Origin of the sequence: Streptococcus sp. 116-D4 (assembly GCF_009731465.1) — a bacterium.
GTDB classification, from domain to species: Bacteria; Bacillota; Bacilli; order Lactobacillales; family Streptococcaceae; genus Streptococcus; species Streptococcus pseudopneumoniae_E.
In genome coordinates, this window is record NZ_AP021887.1 from 566,556 (window position 1) to 583,155 (window position 16,600).

Genomic DNA, 16,600 nt, shown 5'->3' on the forward strand with positions numbered 1-16,600 from the left:
TCTTCAAAACACGTTAGCTTTATCTACAACCTCAAAGCTGTACTTTGAGCAATCTGCGGCTAGCTTCCTAGTTTGCTCTTTGGGTTTCATTAACGATTAGATTCTATTTAAAAAGACTTAGAACACACCTGAAAGTATGTATTCTAAGTCTTTTATTTTGTAGACATTTGATTTTTGAAAGCTACTATCTATTTTTCCAGGCTTGGTAACGGGTATCAATCAATAACTGGGTAAGGCGTCCCATAGTTTCCCTTTCTTCTGGAGTGAGGGATTGCGCTTGGACGAAGAGATGATGAATGTGTTCGATAGCCTTGAAGGAAGATAGGTCATTGATAGAAGTAATACCAGCATCAAGAATAGTGCCAAAGAAGAGGTCAAAGTAGAGCTGTAGTTCCTCGTCAGGGACTGTGGCCACCCACTCCTTAAAGGTTGTGTCTACTTGTTGGCTATCACTGTTAGTTTTATCCAGTTGAACGAAGTGCTTGTCCTCAATCTGCCAACTAAAGGTATCGTGCTGGGCGATGCCACCTAAGGCAGTACTGTGTACGATGATTTGCTGGTTAGGGATTTCCAGCATCATACCGATAATGGAACCTTGTGGAATGAAAACATTAGTTCTATCCATTATCCTTTGATAGCCCTTGGTTTGTGTCAAATCTGTGTGGAGACCGGGCGCGTCAAAGGTATAAATTGCTGTGATTTGATTTTGCAAGTTTTGCTCAACTTGACTAGCAGCATAGATAGCTAGATTTCCTCCCTTGGAATGTCCAGCCAGAATGACCTTTTGCTTAGGATGGTGGATAAGAAAATTTCTTAAATAACGTAGGGCGTGCTTTTGAGCAGGAATTTCCTTCATATAGGTCAGGTGGAAATCTTCCTTCCAGCCAATGATGCTGTCATCAGTTCCACGAAAGACAATCAGATAGGTATCGAGAGTGAGGCGGTAGGTCATAGCCGCAAACTGCTTTTGCAATTCAGGGTCAATGTCATTGATAAAATGGGAGAGTTTACAATTTTTGAAGCGCTTGTGTTGAGCCAGTTCGTCCAATAACTGGAGGTGATTTTTGCTGGTCAGCATGTTAGTCTTCCTTGGAACCTGAGGAGCCAGGTCTAAAAGTCGCTGAGGAGTTATGGAGACCAGATTATCAAAGGAGAGGTAGGTGATTTCTGTTAAGGCTAGAATGTCTAATTCATTTATAGGAAGGTCGTAAAAGGAATCGTATGCGACATCTTTCAGATAGTCAAAAATATTAGCCATAGGTGCTCCTTTCTTTTCTTTATCTTATCAAATTTTCCTCAAATTAGCTAGTAGGATTGTTTCATTTTCAGACTTTCTAGTATGGAAAAATCTGTTATAATAATAGAAAAGGAGGAGCGCATGCACAAGATTTTATTAGTAGAAGATGATCAGGTCATTCGTCAACAGGTCGGTAAAATGCTCTCTGAATGGGGATTTGAAGTAGTCCTGGTAGAAGACTTTATGGAAGTGTTGAGTTTATTTGTCCAGTCGGAGCCTCATCTGGTCCTCATGGATATTGGTTTGCCCTTATTTAATGGCTATCACTGGTGTCAGGAGATTCGCAAGATTTCCAAGGTACCTATCATGTTTCTGTCTTCGAGAGACCAAGCTATGGATATCGTCATGGCAATCAATATGGGGGCGGATGACTTTGTGACCAAGCCTTTTGACCAGCAGGTTCTCTTAGCCAAGGTTCAAGGCTTGTTGCGTCGTTCCTATGAGTTTGGGCGTGACGAGAGTTTACTGGAATATGCTGGTGTGATTCTCAATACCAAATCCATGGATTTACATTATCAAGGACAAGTCTTGAATTTGACCAAGAATGAATTCCAGATTTTACGAGTTTTATTTGAGCATGCGGGCAATATCGTAGCGCGTGATGACCTGATGCGGGAACTTTGGAACAGTGATTTTTTCATTGATGATAATACCCTCTCTGTCAATGTGGCTCGTTTGCGTAAAAAATTGGAAGAGCAGGGCTTGATAGGATTTATCGAGACCAAGAAAGGGATAGGGTACGGACTGAAGCATGCTTGATTGGAAACAATTTTTTCTAGATTATTTGCGTTCCCGTAGTCGTCTGTTTGTCTATCTGCTTGCTTTGACGTTTCTGGTCTTGCTCTTTCAGTTTTTATTTACCAGTCTAGGAATTTACTTTCTCTACTTTTTCCTCTTGTGTTGCTTTGTAACTATTTTATTTTTCGCTTGGGACATATTGGTGGAAATGCAGATCTATCGCCAGGAACTTCTCTATGGTGAGAGGGAAGCAAAATCTCCATTGGAAAGAGCCTTGGCTGAGAAACTAGAAGCGCGTGAGATGGAACTCTATCAGCAGAGGTCAGATTCAGAAAGAAAACTGACGGATTTGCTGGATTACTATACCTTATGGGTCCATCAGATTAAGACCCCCATTGCAGCCAGTCAACTCTTAGTTGCAGAAGTAGCCGACCGCCAATTAAAGCAGCAATTGGAACAGGAAATCTTCAAGATTGACTCCTATACCAATCTGGTGTTGCAGTACCTGCGTTTAGAAAGTTTCCATGATGATTTGGTCTTAAAGCAGGTTCAAATTGAGGACCTTATCAAGGAAATAATTCGTAAATACGCTCTTTTCTTTATTCAAAAAGGCCTAAATGTCAATCTACATGACCTTGATAAAGAAATCGTGACGGATAAGAAGTGGCTACTAGTGGTCATTGAACAAATTATCTCAAATAGTCTCAAGTACACCAAGGAAGGTGGTCTGGAGATTTATATGGAAGGCCAGGAACTCTGTATCAAGGATACGGGAATCGGGATAAAAAACAGTGATGTCCTCCGAGTCTTTGAACGTGGCTTTTCAGGCTATAATGGGCGCCTGACCCAGCAGTCATCTGGACTTGGCCTCTATCTATCTAAGAAAATTTCTGAAGAACTGGGTCACCAGATTCGCATTGAGTCTGAGGTTGGAAAAGGAACGACAGTGCGGATTCAATTTGCTCAAGTGAACCTAGTCCTTGAGTAAGCACAATAGATAAGAACCCAGGATAAGACGAAATGTATTTGAATTTCTTAACTTAATGGCATTGAGTAGTCTACAATAATATTTTTTACACTCTTGCAGTCGGAGTGTTGATTCTGAATGATTGAACGTTTCTAGTTGAACATCAAAATGGAGAAATGGATTGTCAAACACACTCATCCTGTTTAACGATTAAAACGGCATCTTCTTTCAGAGGAGATATCGTTTTTCTTTTTCGGATAAGGATACAAAAATTTCTGGCTTTAACTATCTGTTAAATTTATAGATTTCTTCATATAAATACTGTAACATTTTTGGTATAATGTTAAGGATAGATTGATGGATATTTAAAGGATCATTTTCAAAAGAATAACAGGTGAGCATTTAAAATATGTAAGATTGGACAGAAGTCTCTCTACCATCATCTAGGCAGAAACAAAATTATATGAAATAAAAGGAGTAACCAATGACCCGAAACTATTCAACACGTGAATTTCGCGAGAAACTATATGATGATCTTCATGTTCGATTAAGAGATATAGTGATTTTGATGTGTGCGATTTTTATTGCCTCTATAGGTTTAAATATGAACTCAACAGCTGTCATTATTGGAGCCATGCTGATTTCCCCTCTTATGACACCGATTGTTGGACTGGGGTTTGGTTTAGCTATTTTTGATACGCGTTTAATCAAGCAATCTCTAGAGGTTTTATTTACTCAAGTATTGGTCAGTTTGCTTGTATCGACTCTGTATTTCTGGATTTCTCCCTTATCTTATGAAAGTAGCGAGTTGATTGCACGAACTTCTCCAACTATCTGGGATGTTCTCATTGCTATTGCTGGTGGGATAGCAGGTGTAATTGGTTCAAGGAAAAAAGAAGCAAATAATATCGTGCCAGGAGTAGCCATCGCAACAGCCCTGATGCCACCTATCTGTACTGCAGGCTATGGTTTAGCTACTGGAAATGTACGATTTTTATTTGGAGCTCTCTATCTTTTCTTGATCAACTGTGTCTTTATCATGCTAACCAATATTGTTGGAACAAGAATTTTGATTAGAAAATCTCCCTTAAGTTCATTTAAAGAGCTCAATGTTAAAATGAGAATTGGATTGATAATCTTGATTGTATTATTGATTCTTCCAGCCAGCTATTCAGCAGTCACTCTGACGATAGATCAAGCGCGAAAAGAAGGGATTAAAAAGTTTGTAGGCAAAGAGTTCGCCAATCATACGGTCATTAATCAAGTCTACAAGTCAAGGAATAATGAATTGGTCTTGACAGTTGTTGGAGATCCGATTTCAGAAGAAGAGTTAGAAACGCTCCACCAAAAACAAGCCTCTTACGGTATTCAATCTGTTCAATTGAAAGTCAATCAAGTCCATAATTCGACAAAAATAGATAGTGAGACGACCAAGGAATTTTACGAAACCATTAACCAGTATATCGATCAAAAACTCTCTGAAAAAGATTCACAAAAAGACCTCGTAAAAGAAAAAGAGGCAGACAAGGATTGAGGATATTGACCTTATCCAACTCATGAAAGCAAATCTTGTGTGGAGGTTTGGCCAATCACTACTAGCTCAGATTAAATAAAATCGAAAAAGCAACAACTGTTTCAGTTGTTGCTTTTTAGCTAGCTAGAATGTTATCCCTTATCTCTCAACGCGTGATTTGTTAGCGATATCAGCAAGGATTGCTGCTACAAACTCATCTACTGGGACAGTTTGTGTTTCTTTTTGTCCATAGTGACGAACGTTGACTGTTCCGTCTTCCATTTCCTTGTCTCCAACAATCAATTGGTAAGGAATTTTGCTTGTTTGTGAAGCACGAATCTTGAACTGCATTTTTTCATTGCGCTCATCTACATCTGCACGGACACCGCGGTCACGGAGTTTCTTAGCCACTTCCCAAGCGTAGTCCACATGTTTCTCGTTAGATACTGGGATGAGGGTTACTTGGTGTGGTGCAAGCCATGTTGGGAAGGCACCCTTGTAGTTTTCAATCAAGATAGCTGTGAAGCGTTCCATGGTTGAAATAACACCACGGTGAATCATAACTGGACGGTGTTCTTCACCATCAGCTCCAATGTATTTGAGGTCGAAGCGTTCTGGAAGCAAGAAGTCAAGCTGGATCGTAGAAAGTGTTTCTTCTTTTCCAAGGGCAGTCTTAACTTGGATATCCAATTTTGGTCCGTAGAAGGCTGCTTCCCCTTCAGCTTCAAAGTAGTCAAGTCCCATGTCATCCATAGCTGATTTCAACATACGTTGAGCATTTTCCCACATTTCATCATTATCAAAATATTTGTGAGTATCTTGAGGGTCGCGGTATGACAAACGGAAACGATAGTCAGTCAAGTTGAAATCTTCGTAAACATCGATAATCAATTGAAGCGTACGTTGGAACTCATCTTTAATTTGTTCAGGTGTTACGAAAGTGTGACCGTCATTAAGTGACATTTCACGTACACGTTGAAGACCAGTTAGGGCACCTGATTTCTCATAGCGGTGCATCATACCGATTTCAGCAATACGGATTGGCAATTCACGGTAAGAGTGAACGTGATGTTTAAAGACTTCGATATGGTGAGGACAGTTCATTGGACGAAGAACGAATTCTTCCCCATCACCCATATCCATAGTTGGGAACATATCTTCACGGTAGTGATCCCAGTGACCAGAAGTCTTGTAAAGTTCTACTGAGGCAATTGGTGGAGTGTAGACGTGTTGGTAACCAGCAGCGATTTCCTTGTCGACGATGTAGCGCTCCAATTCACGACGGATAGTAGCCCCATTTGGTAACCAGAATGGAAGCCCTTGACCAACCTCTTGAGAAATCATGAAGAGGTCAAGCTCTTTACCAAGTTTACGGTGATCACGTTCTTTGGCTTCTTCACGCATTTGAAGGTAGTTCTTCAAGTCTTTCTTGTCAAACCAAGCTGTACCGTAGATACGTTGCATCATGGCGTTGTCGCTATTTCCACGCCAGTAAGCACCAGCTACGTTAAGAAGGTGGAAGATTTGGATACGACCAGTTGATGGGACGTGTGGACCACGGCAAAGGTCAACGTATTCACCTTGGCGGTAAATGGTCAAACCACCTTCGTCTTCTGAGTGTTCTTCAATCAATTCTAATTTGTAAGGGTCGTTTTTGAAAATTTCACGCGCTTCATCTTTAGTCACTTCCTCACGAATAGATGGGAAGTTTTCCTTAACGATTTTTTGCATTTCTTCTTCGATACGAGGAAGGTCTTCGTTAGAGATTTGACCAGCTGTGTTGTCAGTATCGTAGTAGAAACCGTCTTCGATGGCTGGGCCAACTCCCAAGTGAATGTCTGGGAAAAGGCGACGAGCGGCTTGAGCAAACAAGTGAGCAGCTGAGTGACGCAAGATTGGAAGAGCATCTTCGTGATCAGGTGTCACGATTTCGATGCTTCCATCTTCAGTAATGGCACGAGTAGTGTCGATGAGTTTGCCGTTGAATTTACCAGCAAGAGCTTTTTTAGCTAGGGAATTGCTGATTGATTGAGCAATTTCAAAAGTTGTAACGCCAGATTCGAATTCACGAACAGCGCCATCTGGGAAAGTAATTTTGATCATGGTTTTCTCCTTTTTATATTTCATAGTTTCTAAGCATTGACTTTTTATTATGAGACTACTTCCTAGTCTGAATGTTCAACTGCTTTTCTTTATCAGAGAGGAAGTTTTCCATTTCCATCAGGATGTCTATATCCAAACGTTGAGAAAGTTCTACTAGCCACCAGATATTTTCTGAAAGTTTATGTTCCAGTGTGTAGGGTGTTTCATCATAGTAGCGTCCTTGCTTGGTCATCACTAATCGTTGGAAATTTCCAATATCATTCGATAAAGCCAAGAGGTCTTCTTCTACCGTCCACTTGGAATCATGATGTTTAACTTCCAGATCGTGATAAGCTTGTCGGATTGCCCAACTGCGCTCCACTAATTCTTGCAACTCCATAGTTAGTCTCCTCATAAAAAAATTGCGACATCCTAAAAAGGACGTCGCAACGTGGTTCCACCTTCATTTATGTTCCTCAAAAAAGAGGGACACCTCTGATCGGCTCTAACGTGGCCACCGTTTTATGTTTTCATAAAAGTCAGTAGAGTAGTATCAGTTTAGGCTTCCTATGCGTTTTCAGCAACCACGCACTCTCTAGTAGAAAGGGGCTAAGTGACTTGTCTCTATGCAATATTATAGCATGATTGTGAGATTTTTCAAGATATTTTTAGATTTTTTTGAATTTCCTTGTTGGAAAGGTGTTTGCAATCAGATATGGTAATATTAGAAAAGTTGATAATCTTAATTATGCTAGTGAACCACATGGAAAGTAATTTGTTGACAAAGAAGTTAGTTATTGGTAGAATAGGAACTGTCGTAAAGACAAATAACTTCTTCTTGGTTACAGGCATGCCAACCTGTCACTCAGATGAAGCCAAATAAAAAGGAGAAACATCATGGCAATCTCAAAAGAGAAAAAAAATGAAATTATCGCACAATATGCACGTCACGAAGGTGATACAGGTTCAGTAGAGGTTCAAGTTGCTGTCCTTACTTGGGAAATCAACCACCTTAACGAACACATCAAACAACACAAAAAAGACCACGCTACTTACCGTGGATTGATGAAGAAAATCGGTCGCCGTCGTAACTTGCTTGCATACTTGCGTAAAAACGACGTTAACCGTTACCGTGAGTTAATCAACTCTCTTGGACTTCGTCGTTAATCTGCTTTATTTTCCACTTACATTGCGTTGTCACCTTACCTCGATATACTCAAGTATAATCTTCGGTTACGGTTCCTAGCACTGTAAGGTAAAATAATCCAGATATTCTCCCTTCGGGGAGATTTTTTTGTTTCACTGAAAGTTTCGTACATTCTTCTCCTCGCCGTCTAGTCTATAAACGGTTTATCCAGCAAGAATTATGATGCTAAGGGCGTAAGAAATCCGTATGAAAATAGGGAAATGACACAGTGTTCGATGAACACAAGGAGTTTCATCTTTTTCACTAGGATTTTAGCCCGAGCTCAAATTAGCTCTCTGACTTCAGAGGGCTTTTTATGTTGTTGCCTTACCTTTGTATGCACAAGTATTATCTTTGCTTATACTTCCTAGCACAATCAAACCAACGATATTCATTTGTTCTCAGCTTGTTACCTAGTTGAAAATATGGTATACTTTTCATGAGAATTTTCTAAATTTTTAAGATTCTATCAAAGGAGGTTTACATGCTTTCCAAATTTTCTGGAAGCCGACAAGACCTGCAATTTGTGTTACTTTTAGGTATCTTGCTAGGTATTTTAGGTATTTCTCTCTTTCTAGCAGTTTCAATGGGATCCGTTGCGATTGATCTAGGAGATACCTATCGGATTATTTTGAGCAGGTTGGGTTTTCCTCTTGAAATAGGAGAGGTTTCCAAGTCTACTCTTGCCATTGTATGGAACATGAGATTCCCCCGAGTATTGTTAGGTTTGATAGTGGGGGCTGGTCTTTCTATGTGTGGTAGCGTGATGCAGTCTACAGTGAACAATCCCATCGCAGAGCCTTATGTCTTAGGAATATCTGCGGGTGCAACTCTAGGGGCAACCTTGAGCATCATTCTTGGTTTAAAAGTGATGATTAGCCTTGGAGCTTTTCTTGGCGCTATTTTGGCAACAATTGCTGTCCTCATCATTGCCTCTATTCAGGGAAGGATGACGACTTCCAGTCTGATCTTATCAGGAACGGTGGTCAACGCTCTCTTTCTGGCTTTTTCCAACTTTATTATCTCAGTTGGAGCTAATGCGGATAGTGTGATGACCATTAAGTTTTGGACAATGGGTTCGCTCGCTGGGACTTCATGGGCAGACTTGGTCCTGCCAACTATAGTAGTAGGAATGGCCTTTCTATTTTTTTCTACTCAGTATCGTGTTTTCAATGCGATGATGATGGGAGATGAGGCTGCTTTAACATTGGGGATTCCCTTACGCTTTTATTGGTATCTTTATGTGACCATGGTGGCTGTGCTGACAGCAGTCTTAGTGGCGACCTGTGGGATTATTGGATTTGTCGGTCTGATTACTCCACATTTAGCTCGAGGGTTAGTAGGAACGAATTACAAGAGGCTTTTTCCTGTTGCAACCTTGCTAGGTGCCCTCTTTGTCATTTGGGCAGATGTACTCTCTCGTATCATCATTCCAAATGCAGAGCTTCCTATAGGTATTTTCACAGCCCTAGTAGGTGCTCCCTTCTTTATCTACATTGTTGGAGGTAGGCGAAGGGAGGTGAGGGTCTGATATGGACTTGATTTGTCGGGATGTCCACTTTGGGCTAGGAGAGAAAAAAATCCTCAAAGGAGTCTCTCTTAAAGTTGAAGGGCATCAATTTCACACGATATTAGGACCAAATGGAAGCGGGAAAACCAGTCTACTTAAACTCCTCTATCGTCAGGAAAAGGTGGACAAAGGCTTGATAAGTCTAGATGGAAAGCCTCTGGAACAATGGACGCTCAAAGAAACAGCCAAGCAAATGGCAGTTGTGACCCAGTTTAATCAACTGCAGTTTGATTGTACCGTTGAGGAAATCGTCTTGCTGGGAAGAACTCCCCACCTCTCTTTTCTACAAAAGGAAAAGGAAAGGGATTATGTGCTCGTTCAAGATGCCCTCGTTAAGGTGGATATGCTCGAGAAGAAAACTCGTCTCTATTCGTCCCTGTCGGGGGGAGAGAAACAGCGAGTTTTGTTAGCCCGCGCCTTGGCGCAAGAACCGACTCTCTTACTCCTAGACGAACCAACCAATCACCTGGATATCAAGTATCAGCTAGACTTGTTGGCTATTGTGAAGGAACTCAAGGTCAATGTCCTAGCTGTCCTGCATGATATTCAACTTGCTTGTCGCTATTCGGATTATCTCTATCTAATGAAAGAGGGAGAAATCCTTTACCAAGGGACTCCAAAGGAGACTATCACCTCTGAGTCATTGCAAACTGTATACGGAGTTCAAAGTCAGGTGACTTGGACCGAGGATCAGCAAGCTATGATTCACTATTTATAAGATTGAAAAGGAAAACAAGATGAAAAAAACACTCAGTATTTTACTCGTAACAGTTGCTATCCTAACCATGGCAGCTTGTGGTAATACTACTACAGAAAAAACTACCACACAATCTAGCGCAGAAACAAGTCAAAAGGCAAGCGCAGAGACGACTTATCCGCTAACGGTCAAAACTTATGATGCTAAGGGAAATGAAGTCGAACAAGTCTTTGACAAGGCACCTGAAAAAGTTATCACCAACAATCTTTCAACCACTGAAATCTTATTGGAGCTAGGCTTGAAGGATAAAATTGCTGGCATGCTTAACCCTGATAATGCTGTGACGGACAAATACAAGGACGCGATTGCGACGATTCCTCAAATTGGGGATAAAAAAACAGTCTCACAAGAAACAGTCCTTTCTTATGAGCCAGACGCTGTGATGGGTCGAAACATGATGTTTTCTGAAAAATCCTTGGGGACAGTTAGCACTTGGAATGAAAACAAAATCCCAGTCTATACGCAAAAAGCTTCTCTCTCAACAATTCAGCAAGATTTGGGGAATATTGTAGAAGATGTCAAAAATCTTGGAATGATTTTTAATGTTCAGGACAAGACCAATGAATACGCGGCCCAATTACAAACTAAAATTGACGCTGTTAAGAAAGCAAATCCAGCAAGTCAAGGTGAAAAGAAAAAGGCTTTGATTATGGTTGCTTATAATGATCAAACCTTCGGTGCCTACAAGTCTGCTTTGCAAGAAAGTTTACTGAACCAACTTGGTTATACAAACGTTGCTACGGGGACATCAGGCTTGACCTTGGAAAATCTCGTGTCAATGGATCCTGAATTGATTATCTATGTAACCAGCGACCGCAATAAAAAATTGGATGAAAAAGCAGTAGAGTTGATGAAGGCAAATGCTGTTTTGGAAAGCGTACCTGCCATTAAGAATCAAAAAATTATGACCATCTCTTACGATGAATTGATGGATTATGGTCCAGCAGTGATTGATTCCCTTGAGAAAATCAATGACTTTATCAATAAATAATGAGTTTGATTGGGAAGGGATCCAAGTCAAAGTCAGCCTTCCCTCTAACTACGACCCCAATCAAACCTATCCGGCTATTTTATTGAATGACGGAAATTTGGATTTCCTATCGTCCCTTTCTGAATCTGTGATTTTAGTGGGCTTGACCTCTAAAAATCGCCTAGATGACTACACTCCCTGGAAGGCAGCTGCTCTGAGAGATGGAGCTCCAGATTTTGGAGGTCAGGCCAACGTCTATCATGATCATTTATTTGGAGGTCTTTTAGATAAGTTGCACTCGCTTTATCGCCTGGACGAAACTCGCCTTGCTTATGGAGGCTACTCACTAGGTGGTCTGACAGCAGTATACAGTCTTTTCAGCTTTGACAAGGTTTCCTGTGTCTTCTCCATCTGCGGTTCCTTTTGGTATCCTGATTTTGTGACTTACTGTAAGGCAGAGACAGTGAAAAATCTAGACTGTTTGCTGTATTTACAGAATGGTCAAACAGAAGGAGTTAATCATAGCAATCGTCTGGCTCAAGCACCAGTCTATGCTGAGCAGATCCATACCAGTCTTCAGAAACGCTATCCGAACGGTCAGTTTGTCTTTGATCCTTATGGACACCATGAACAAGTAGCTGAGCGATTTCTAGCTTTTTCTAGCTGGTTGACCCAAAAATGGAAAATCAAATAAAAGATTTATCCCTTGGCTTTTGCCAAGGGATTTTTGTATGTATTTAACTAAGTTTTTCTCTTTTCTTATCTGGATTCCAGATGAAACTTGCGATAAAACTAAAGATGATGGTTAGGATAGCGAGGATAATGGCAAGGATGAGGGCAGGAATGCGGACAAACCACCAGAGTGGATTTGGTTTTTTATCATTGTGCCATTGTTTCGTTTCGTCGTCTAGACGTTGAAATTCTGCTTGGATACGGTCTGCAACCATTTCAATCCCTTCATCGTTCATTTTCTTGATGTCTGAGATATCGATAGGATTTCCAAAGTTCATATCCACACGTTCACGGCTGACCAATCCTTTCAAGGTCATAGGACCTGTGTAGGTAACAGGCATGATACGAACCTTGGCCATCTTGGCAATCAGGGCTACGCCACCTTTTACATCATTTGAGTGACGGCTCCCACTTGGAAACATGATGAGCGAGCGGTCGCTTTTTTTGAGGACATTGATAGGGTATTTGATAGCAGAAGCGCTGGGATTTTCCCGGTCGATAGGAAAGGCCCCACACATTCGAATCCACCAGCCAAATATGCGGTTGGTAAACAGCTCTTTTTTAGCCATAAAGATGAATTGTTTTGGCTTGGTCGCAAAGGCCATGTAAACAGGATCCCACCAGGTACGATGAGGTGCGACGAGGATATAGTTTTCATCTTTATTAGGAATTTTATCAGTATTATGATAGTGGGCATTGCCATTGATGGACCACAAAATCAGCATGACTAGTCCACGCAAATAAGTATAGAACATGAGATCTCCTTCGATTGTATTGCTTTTATTATTATACCTTATCGAAAGACTACAGGCAAACTTTTTCAGTTATTAGTGGACAGTTTTTGGATAGAATTAGAATTCTTTTAGAAAAAATGATATGATAGAATTTATGGATAAAAATAAGATTATGGGATTAACCCAAAGAGAGGTCAAGGATAGACAAGCTAAGGGCTTGGTCAATGATTTTACTGCATCGGCCAGTACCAGTACTTGGCAAATCATCAAACGAAATGTCTTTACCCTTTTTAACGCTTTGAACTTTGCCATTGCCTTGGCGCTAGCCTTTGTACAGGCTTGGAGCAATTTGGTCTTTTTTGCTGTTATCTGCTTTAACGCATTTTCGGGGATTGTGACCGAGCTACGGGCTAAACACATGGTGGATAAGCTCAATCTCATGACTAAGGAAAAGGTCAAAACCATCCGTGAGGGTCAGGAAATTGCCATCGATCCAGAAGAATTGGTGCTGGGTGATGTCATTCGTTTGTCTGCTGGAGAGCAGATTCCCAGTGATGCCTTGGTTTTGGAAGGCTTTGCGGAAGTCAATGAAGCTATGTTGACGGGTGAGAGTGATTTGGTGCAAAAGGAAGTGGATGCCTTGCTTTTGTCAGGAAGTTTCCTAGCTAGTGGGTCAGTTTTAGCTCAAGTTCACCATGTCGGTGCAGACAACTATGCTGCCAAACTCATGCTGGAAGCCAAGACCGTTAAACCCATCAACTCTCGGATCATGAAATCACTGGACAAGCTAGCAGGTTTTACTGGGAAAATTATCATTCCTTTTGGTCTAGCTCTCCTGCTAGAAGCCTTGCTTTTAAAAGGCTTGCCTCTTAAGTCGTCCGTTGTAAATTCGTCGACAGCCCTTCTGGGAATGTTGCCTAAGGGAATTGCCCTTTTGACCATTACTTCGCTCTTGACTGCGGTTATTAAGCTGGGCTTGAAAAAGGTCTTAGTGCAGGAGATGTACTCTGTTGAGACCTTGGCGCGCGTGGATATGCTCTGTTTGGACAAGACGGGCACCATCACCCAAGGAAAGATGCAGGTGGAGGCTGTTCTTCCACTGACGGCAACTTATGGTGAAGAGGCTATTTCTAGCATCCTGACCAGCTATATGGCCCATAGTGAGGATAAAAATCCAACTGCCCAAGCTATTCGAAAGCGTTTTGTGGGGGAAGTTACTTATCCTTTGATTTCAAATCTCCCCTTCTCAAGCGACCGCAAGTGGGGAGCCATGGAGTTAGAAGGTTTGGGAACAGTTTTCTTAGGGGCGCCTGAGATGTTGTTGGATGCTGAAGTTCCTGAAGCTAGAGAAGCTCTTGAGCGAGGCTCACGTGTCTTGGTCTTAGCTCTCAGTCAGGAGAAATTAGACCATCACAAGCCGCAGAAACCATCTGATATTCAGGCTCTAGCCTTACTGGAAATCTTGGACCCCATTCGAGAGGGAGCAGCTGAGACGCTGGACTATCTCCGTTCTCAGGAAGTGGGACTCAAGATTATCTCTGGCGACAATCCAGTTACGGTATCCAGTATTGCCCAGAAGGCTGGTTTTGCGGACTATGACAGTTATATAGATTGCTCAAAAATCACGGATGAGGAATTGGTTGCTATGGCGGAGGAGACTGCTATTTTCGGACGTGTTTCCCCTCATCAAAAGAAACTCATCATCCAAACGCTGAAAAAAGCGGGTCATACAACAGCAATGACAGGGGACGGAGTCAATGATATTCTGGCCCTTCGTGAGGCGGATTGTTCTATCGTGATGGCGGAAGGGGATCCAGCGACTCGTCAGATTGCCAATCTGGTTCTCTTGAACTCTGACTTTAATGATGTTCCTGAGATTCTCTTTGAAGGCCGTCGTGTGGTCAATAACATTGCCCATATCGCCCCAATTTTCTTGATAAAGACCATCTACTCATTCTTGCTAGCAGTCATCTGTATTGCCAGTGCTCTTCTGGGACGGTCTGAATGGATCTTGATTTTCCCCTTCATTCCGATTCAAATTACCATGATTGACCAATTCGTGGAAGGTTTTCCACCATTCGTTCTGACTTTTGAGCGAAATATCAAACCTGTTGAGCCAAACTTCCTCAGAAGATCCATGCTTCGTGCCCTACCAAGCGCTCTCATGGTTGTGTTCAGCGTTCTTTTTGTGAAAATATTTGGAAGTAGCCAAGGTTGGTCTGAGTTAGAAATCTCAACTCTACTCTATTATCTCTTGGGGTCAATTGGTTTCTTATCCGTATTTAGAGCCTGCATGCCATTTACCCTATGGCGTGTCCTCTTGATTGTTTGGTCAGTAGGAGGTTTCCTAGCCACAGCTCTCTTCCCAAGAATTCAAAAACTGCTTGAAATTTCGACACTTACAGGACAAACATTGCCTGTTTATGGAACCATGATGCTGGTCTTTACCGTGATATTCATTTTGACCAGTCGCTATCAAGCCAGAAAATAAAGAAAGACTGCAATCTGTGGATTGTGGTCTTTTTAGGTGCAGGAGTGCTGACTGAAATGTGGTATAATAAGAGGTAATAGAGTTTTGGAAAGTGAGAGAAGATGATTTCAAAGAGATTGGAATTAGTGGCTTCCTTTGTGCCACAAGGTGCCATTTTACTAGATGTGGGAAGTGACCATGCTTATCTGCCTATCGAATTGGTCGAAAGAGGCCAAATCAAAAGTGCCATTGCAGGTGAGGTTGTGGAAGGCCCCTATCAGTCTGCAGTCAAAAATGTTGAGGCTCACGGCCTCAAGGAGAAAATTCAAGTTCGTTTAGCCAATGGCTTGGCAGCCTTTGAAGAGGCAGATCAGGTATCGGTCATCACCATTGCAGGTATGGGTGGTCGTTTGATTGCTAGGATATTAGAGGGAGGCTTGGACAAGCTAGCCAATGTAGAGCGTTTGATTCTCCAGCCTAATAATCGTGAAGACGACTTGCGCATTTGGTTGCAAGACCATGGTTTCCAGATTGTGAAAGAAAGCATTCTAGAAGAATCTGGCAAGTTCTACGAGATTTTGGTGGTGGAAGCAGGACAAATGAAGTTATCTGCTAGTGATGTTCGCTTTGGACCCTTCTTGTCTAAAGAAGTTAGCCCAGTCTTTATCAAAAAATGGCAAAAAGAAGCTGCTAAGCTAGAGTTCGTCCTCGGACAAATTCCAGAAAAAAATCTGGAGGAACGTCAAGTTCTAGTAGATAAAATTCAAGCCATTAAGGAGGTGCTCCATGTTAGCAAGTGAAGTGATTAACGCGTATGAAGCCTTTTGCCCTCAGGAATTTTCTATGGAGGGAGACAGTCGTGGCCTGCAAATTGGCACTTTGGACAAGGATATCCAAAGAGTCATGGTAGCTCTCGACATTCGTGAAGAAACGGTGGCTGAAGCCATTGAAAAGTGTGTGGACTTGATTATCGTCAAGCACGCGCCGATTTTCCGTCCCATCAAGGACTTGGTAGCCAACCATCCGCAAAATCAGATTTACATTGATCTCATCAAACATGACATCGCAGTTTATGTCAGCCATACTAACATTGACATCGTTGAAAATGGCCTCAATGACTGGTTTTGTCAGATGCTAGGTATTGAGAAGACGACTTATCTGCAGGAAACAGGTTCTGAACGTGGGATTGGACGTATTGGGAATGTTCAGCCTCAGACATTTGGGGAATTGGCCCAACATGTCAAGCAAGTCTTTGGTCTAGATAGCCTTCGAATGGTGCATTATCAAGAGACTGATTTGCAGAAGCCTATCTCAAGAGTGGCCATCTGTGGTGGAAGTGGGCAGTCATTCTATAAGGATGCCTTGGCAAAGGGGGCAGATGTCTATATCACTGGTGATATTTACTACCACACTGCCCAGGATATGTTGTCTGATGGTTTGCTAGCATTGGACCCAGGCCACTATATCGAAGTGCTTTTTGTAGAAAAAATTGCAGAGCTTCTTAATCAATGGAAAGAGGAAAAAGGCTGGACAATCGATATTGTACCTAGTCAAGTATCAACCAATCCTTTCCACCATATCTAG

The 16,600-nt window shown here is 41.8% G+C and carries 15 protein-coding genes; 11 read left to right on the forward strand and 4 right to left on the reverse strand.

The window, feature by feature from the left end; all coding sequences use genetic code 11:
- Positions 1-184: 184 nt before the first annotated feature.
- Positions 185-1,258, reverse strand: a complete 1,074-nt coding sequence (locus UKS_RS02925) for a DUF2974 domain-containing protein (protein WP_156011755.1) — start codon at positions 1,256-1,258, stop codon at positions 185-187.
- Between the two features lie 120 nt (positions 1,259-1,378).
- Between UKS_RS02925 and UKS_RS02930 the strand changes: the two genes are divergently transcribed.
- The 3 genes from UKS_RS02930 to UKS_RS02940 all read left to right on the forward strand — a co-directional run bounded on the left by UKS_RS02930 (position 1,379) and on the right by UKS_RS02940 (position 4,536).
- A complete protein-coding gene (locus tag UKS_RS02930; protein ID WP_000548990.1) occupies positions 1,379-2,056 on the forward strand; it encodes a response regulator transcription factor in 678 nt (225 codons plus the stop codon).
- A complete protein-coding gene (locus UKS_RS02935) occupies positions 2,049-3,023 on the forward strand; it encodes a HAMP domain-containing histidine kinase (protein WP_156011756.1) in 975 nt (324 codons plus the stop codon). Before UKS_RS02930 ends, UKS_RS02935 begins: the two co-directional genes overlap by 8 nt.
- A gap of 463 nt (positions 3,024-3,486) precedes the next feature.
- Complete coding sequence (locus tag UKS_RS02940; protein ID WP_156011757.1) at positions 3,487-4,536, forward strand: TIGR00341 family protein; 1,050 nt, start codon at positions 3,487-3,489, stop codon at positions 4,534-4,536.
- A 138-nt stretch (positions 4,537-4,674) separates the two neighbouring features.
- Here the strand turns inward: UKS_RS02940 and thrS are convergent, their stop codons facing one another.
- Together thrS and UKS_RS02950 are read right to left on the reverse strand one after the other, a co-directional pair.
- Positions 4,675-6,618, reverse strand: coding sequence for a threonine--tRNA ligase (thrS, locus tag UKS_RS02945; protein WP_156011758.1), 1,944 nt, complete (start codon positions 6,616-6,618; stop codon positions 4,675-4,677).
- A gap of 55 nt (positions 6,619-6,673) precedes the next feature.
- Positions 6,674-6,997 carry a MazG-like protein gene (locus UKS_RS02950; RefSeq protein WP_173020448.1) on the reverse strand — a complete coding sequence of 108 codons (324 nt, stop codon included), beginning with the start codon at positions 6,995-6,997 and terminating at the stop codon, positions 6,674-6,676.
- Between the two features lie 497 nt (positions 6,998-7,494).
- On the opposite strand from UKS_RS02950, the gene rpsO reads away from it, so the two are divergent.
- From rpsO to UKS_RS02975, 5 genes are all read left to right on the forward strand, one after another.
- The gene (rpsO, locus tag UKS_RS02955) at positions 7,495-7,764 is read left to right on the forward strand and encodes a 30S ribosomal protein S15 (protein WP_001018251.1); all 270 of its coding nucleotides are present in this window, start codon (positions 7,495-7,497) and stop codon (positions 7,762-7,764) included.
- Between the two features lie 503 nt (positions 7,765-8,267).
- On the forward strand, positions 8,268-9,314 hold the full coding sequence (locus UKS_RS02960) for a FecCD family ABC transporter permease (protein ID WP_156011759.1): 1,047 nt from the start codon (positions 8,268-8,270) through the stop codon (positions 9,312-9,314).
- Position 9,315: 1 nt separating this feature from the next.
- On the forward strand, positions 9,316-10,071 hold the full coding sequence (locus UKS_RS02965; protein ID WP_156011760.1) for an ABC transporter ATP-binding protein: 756 nt from the start codon (positions 9,316-9,318) through the stop codon (positions 10,069-10,071).
- Positions 10,072-10,090: 19 nt separating this feature from the next.
- Positions 10,091-11,101 (forward strand): ABC transporter substrate-binding protein, encoded by a 1,011-nt coding sequence (locus UKS_RS02970; protein WP_156011761.1) that lies wholly within the window; start codon positions 10,091-10,093, stop codon positions 11,099-11,101.
- Complete coding sequence (locus tag UKS_RS02975) at positions 11,082-11,774, forward strand: alpha/beta hydrolase-fold protein (RefSeq protein ID WP_049495037.1); 693 nt, start codon at positions 11,082-11,084, stop codon at positions 11,772-11,774. The genes UKS_RS02970 and UKS_RS02975 overlap by 20 nt, the downstream gene beginning before the upstream one ends.
- Positions 11,775-11,817: 43 nt before the next feature.
- On the opposite strand, the gene UKS_RS02980 is transcribed toward UKS_RS02975, so the two are convergent.
- Positions 11,818-12,567 (reverse strand): lysophospholipid acyltransferase family protein, encoded by a 750-nt coding sequence (locus tag UKS_RS02980; protein ID WP_049495039.1) that lies wholly within the window; start codon positions 12,565-12,567, stop codon positions 11,818-11,820.
- A gap of 133 nt (positions 12,568-12,700) precedes the next feature.
- On the opposite strand from UKS_RS02980, the gene UKS_RS02985 reads away from it, so the two are divergent.
- The 3 genes from UKS_RS02985 to UKS_RS02995 all read left to right on the forward strand — a co-directional run bounded on the left by UKS_RS02985 (position 12,701) and on the right by UKS_RS02995 (position 16,600).
- A complete protein-coding gene (locus UKS_RS02985) occupies positions 12,701-15,037 on the forward strand; it encodes a cation-translocating P-type ATPase (RefSeq protein WP_156013037.1) in 2,337 nt (778 codons plus the stop codon).
- 101 nt (positions 15,038-15,138) lie between these two features.
- Positions 15,139-15,816 carry a tRNA (adenine(22)-N(1))-methyltransferase gene (locus tag UKS_RS02990; RefSeq protein ID WP_156011762.1) on the forward strand — a complete coding sequence of 226 codons (678 nt, stop codon included), beginning with the start codon at positions 15,139-15,141 and terminating at the stop codon, positions 15,814-15,816.
- Positions 15,803-16,600: a Nif3-like dinuclear metal center hexameric protein gene (locus UKS_RS02995; RefSeq protein WP_156011763.1), complete on the forward strand. Its 798-nt coding sequence runs from the start codon at positions 15,803-15,805 to the stop codon at positions 16,598-16,600. Before UKS_RS02990 ends, UKS_RS02995 begins: the two co-directional genes overlap by 14 nt.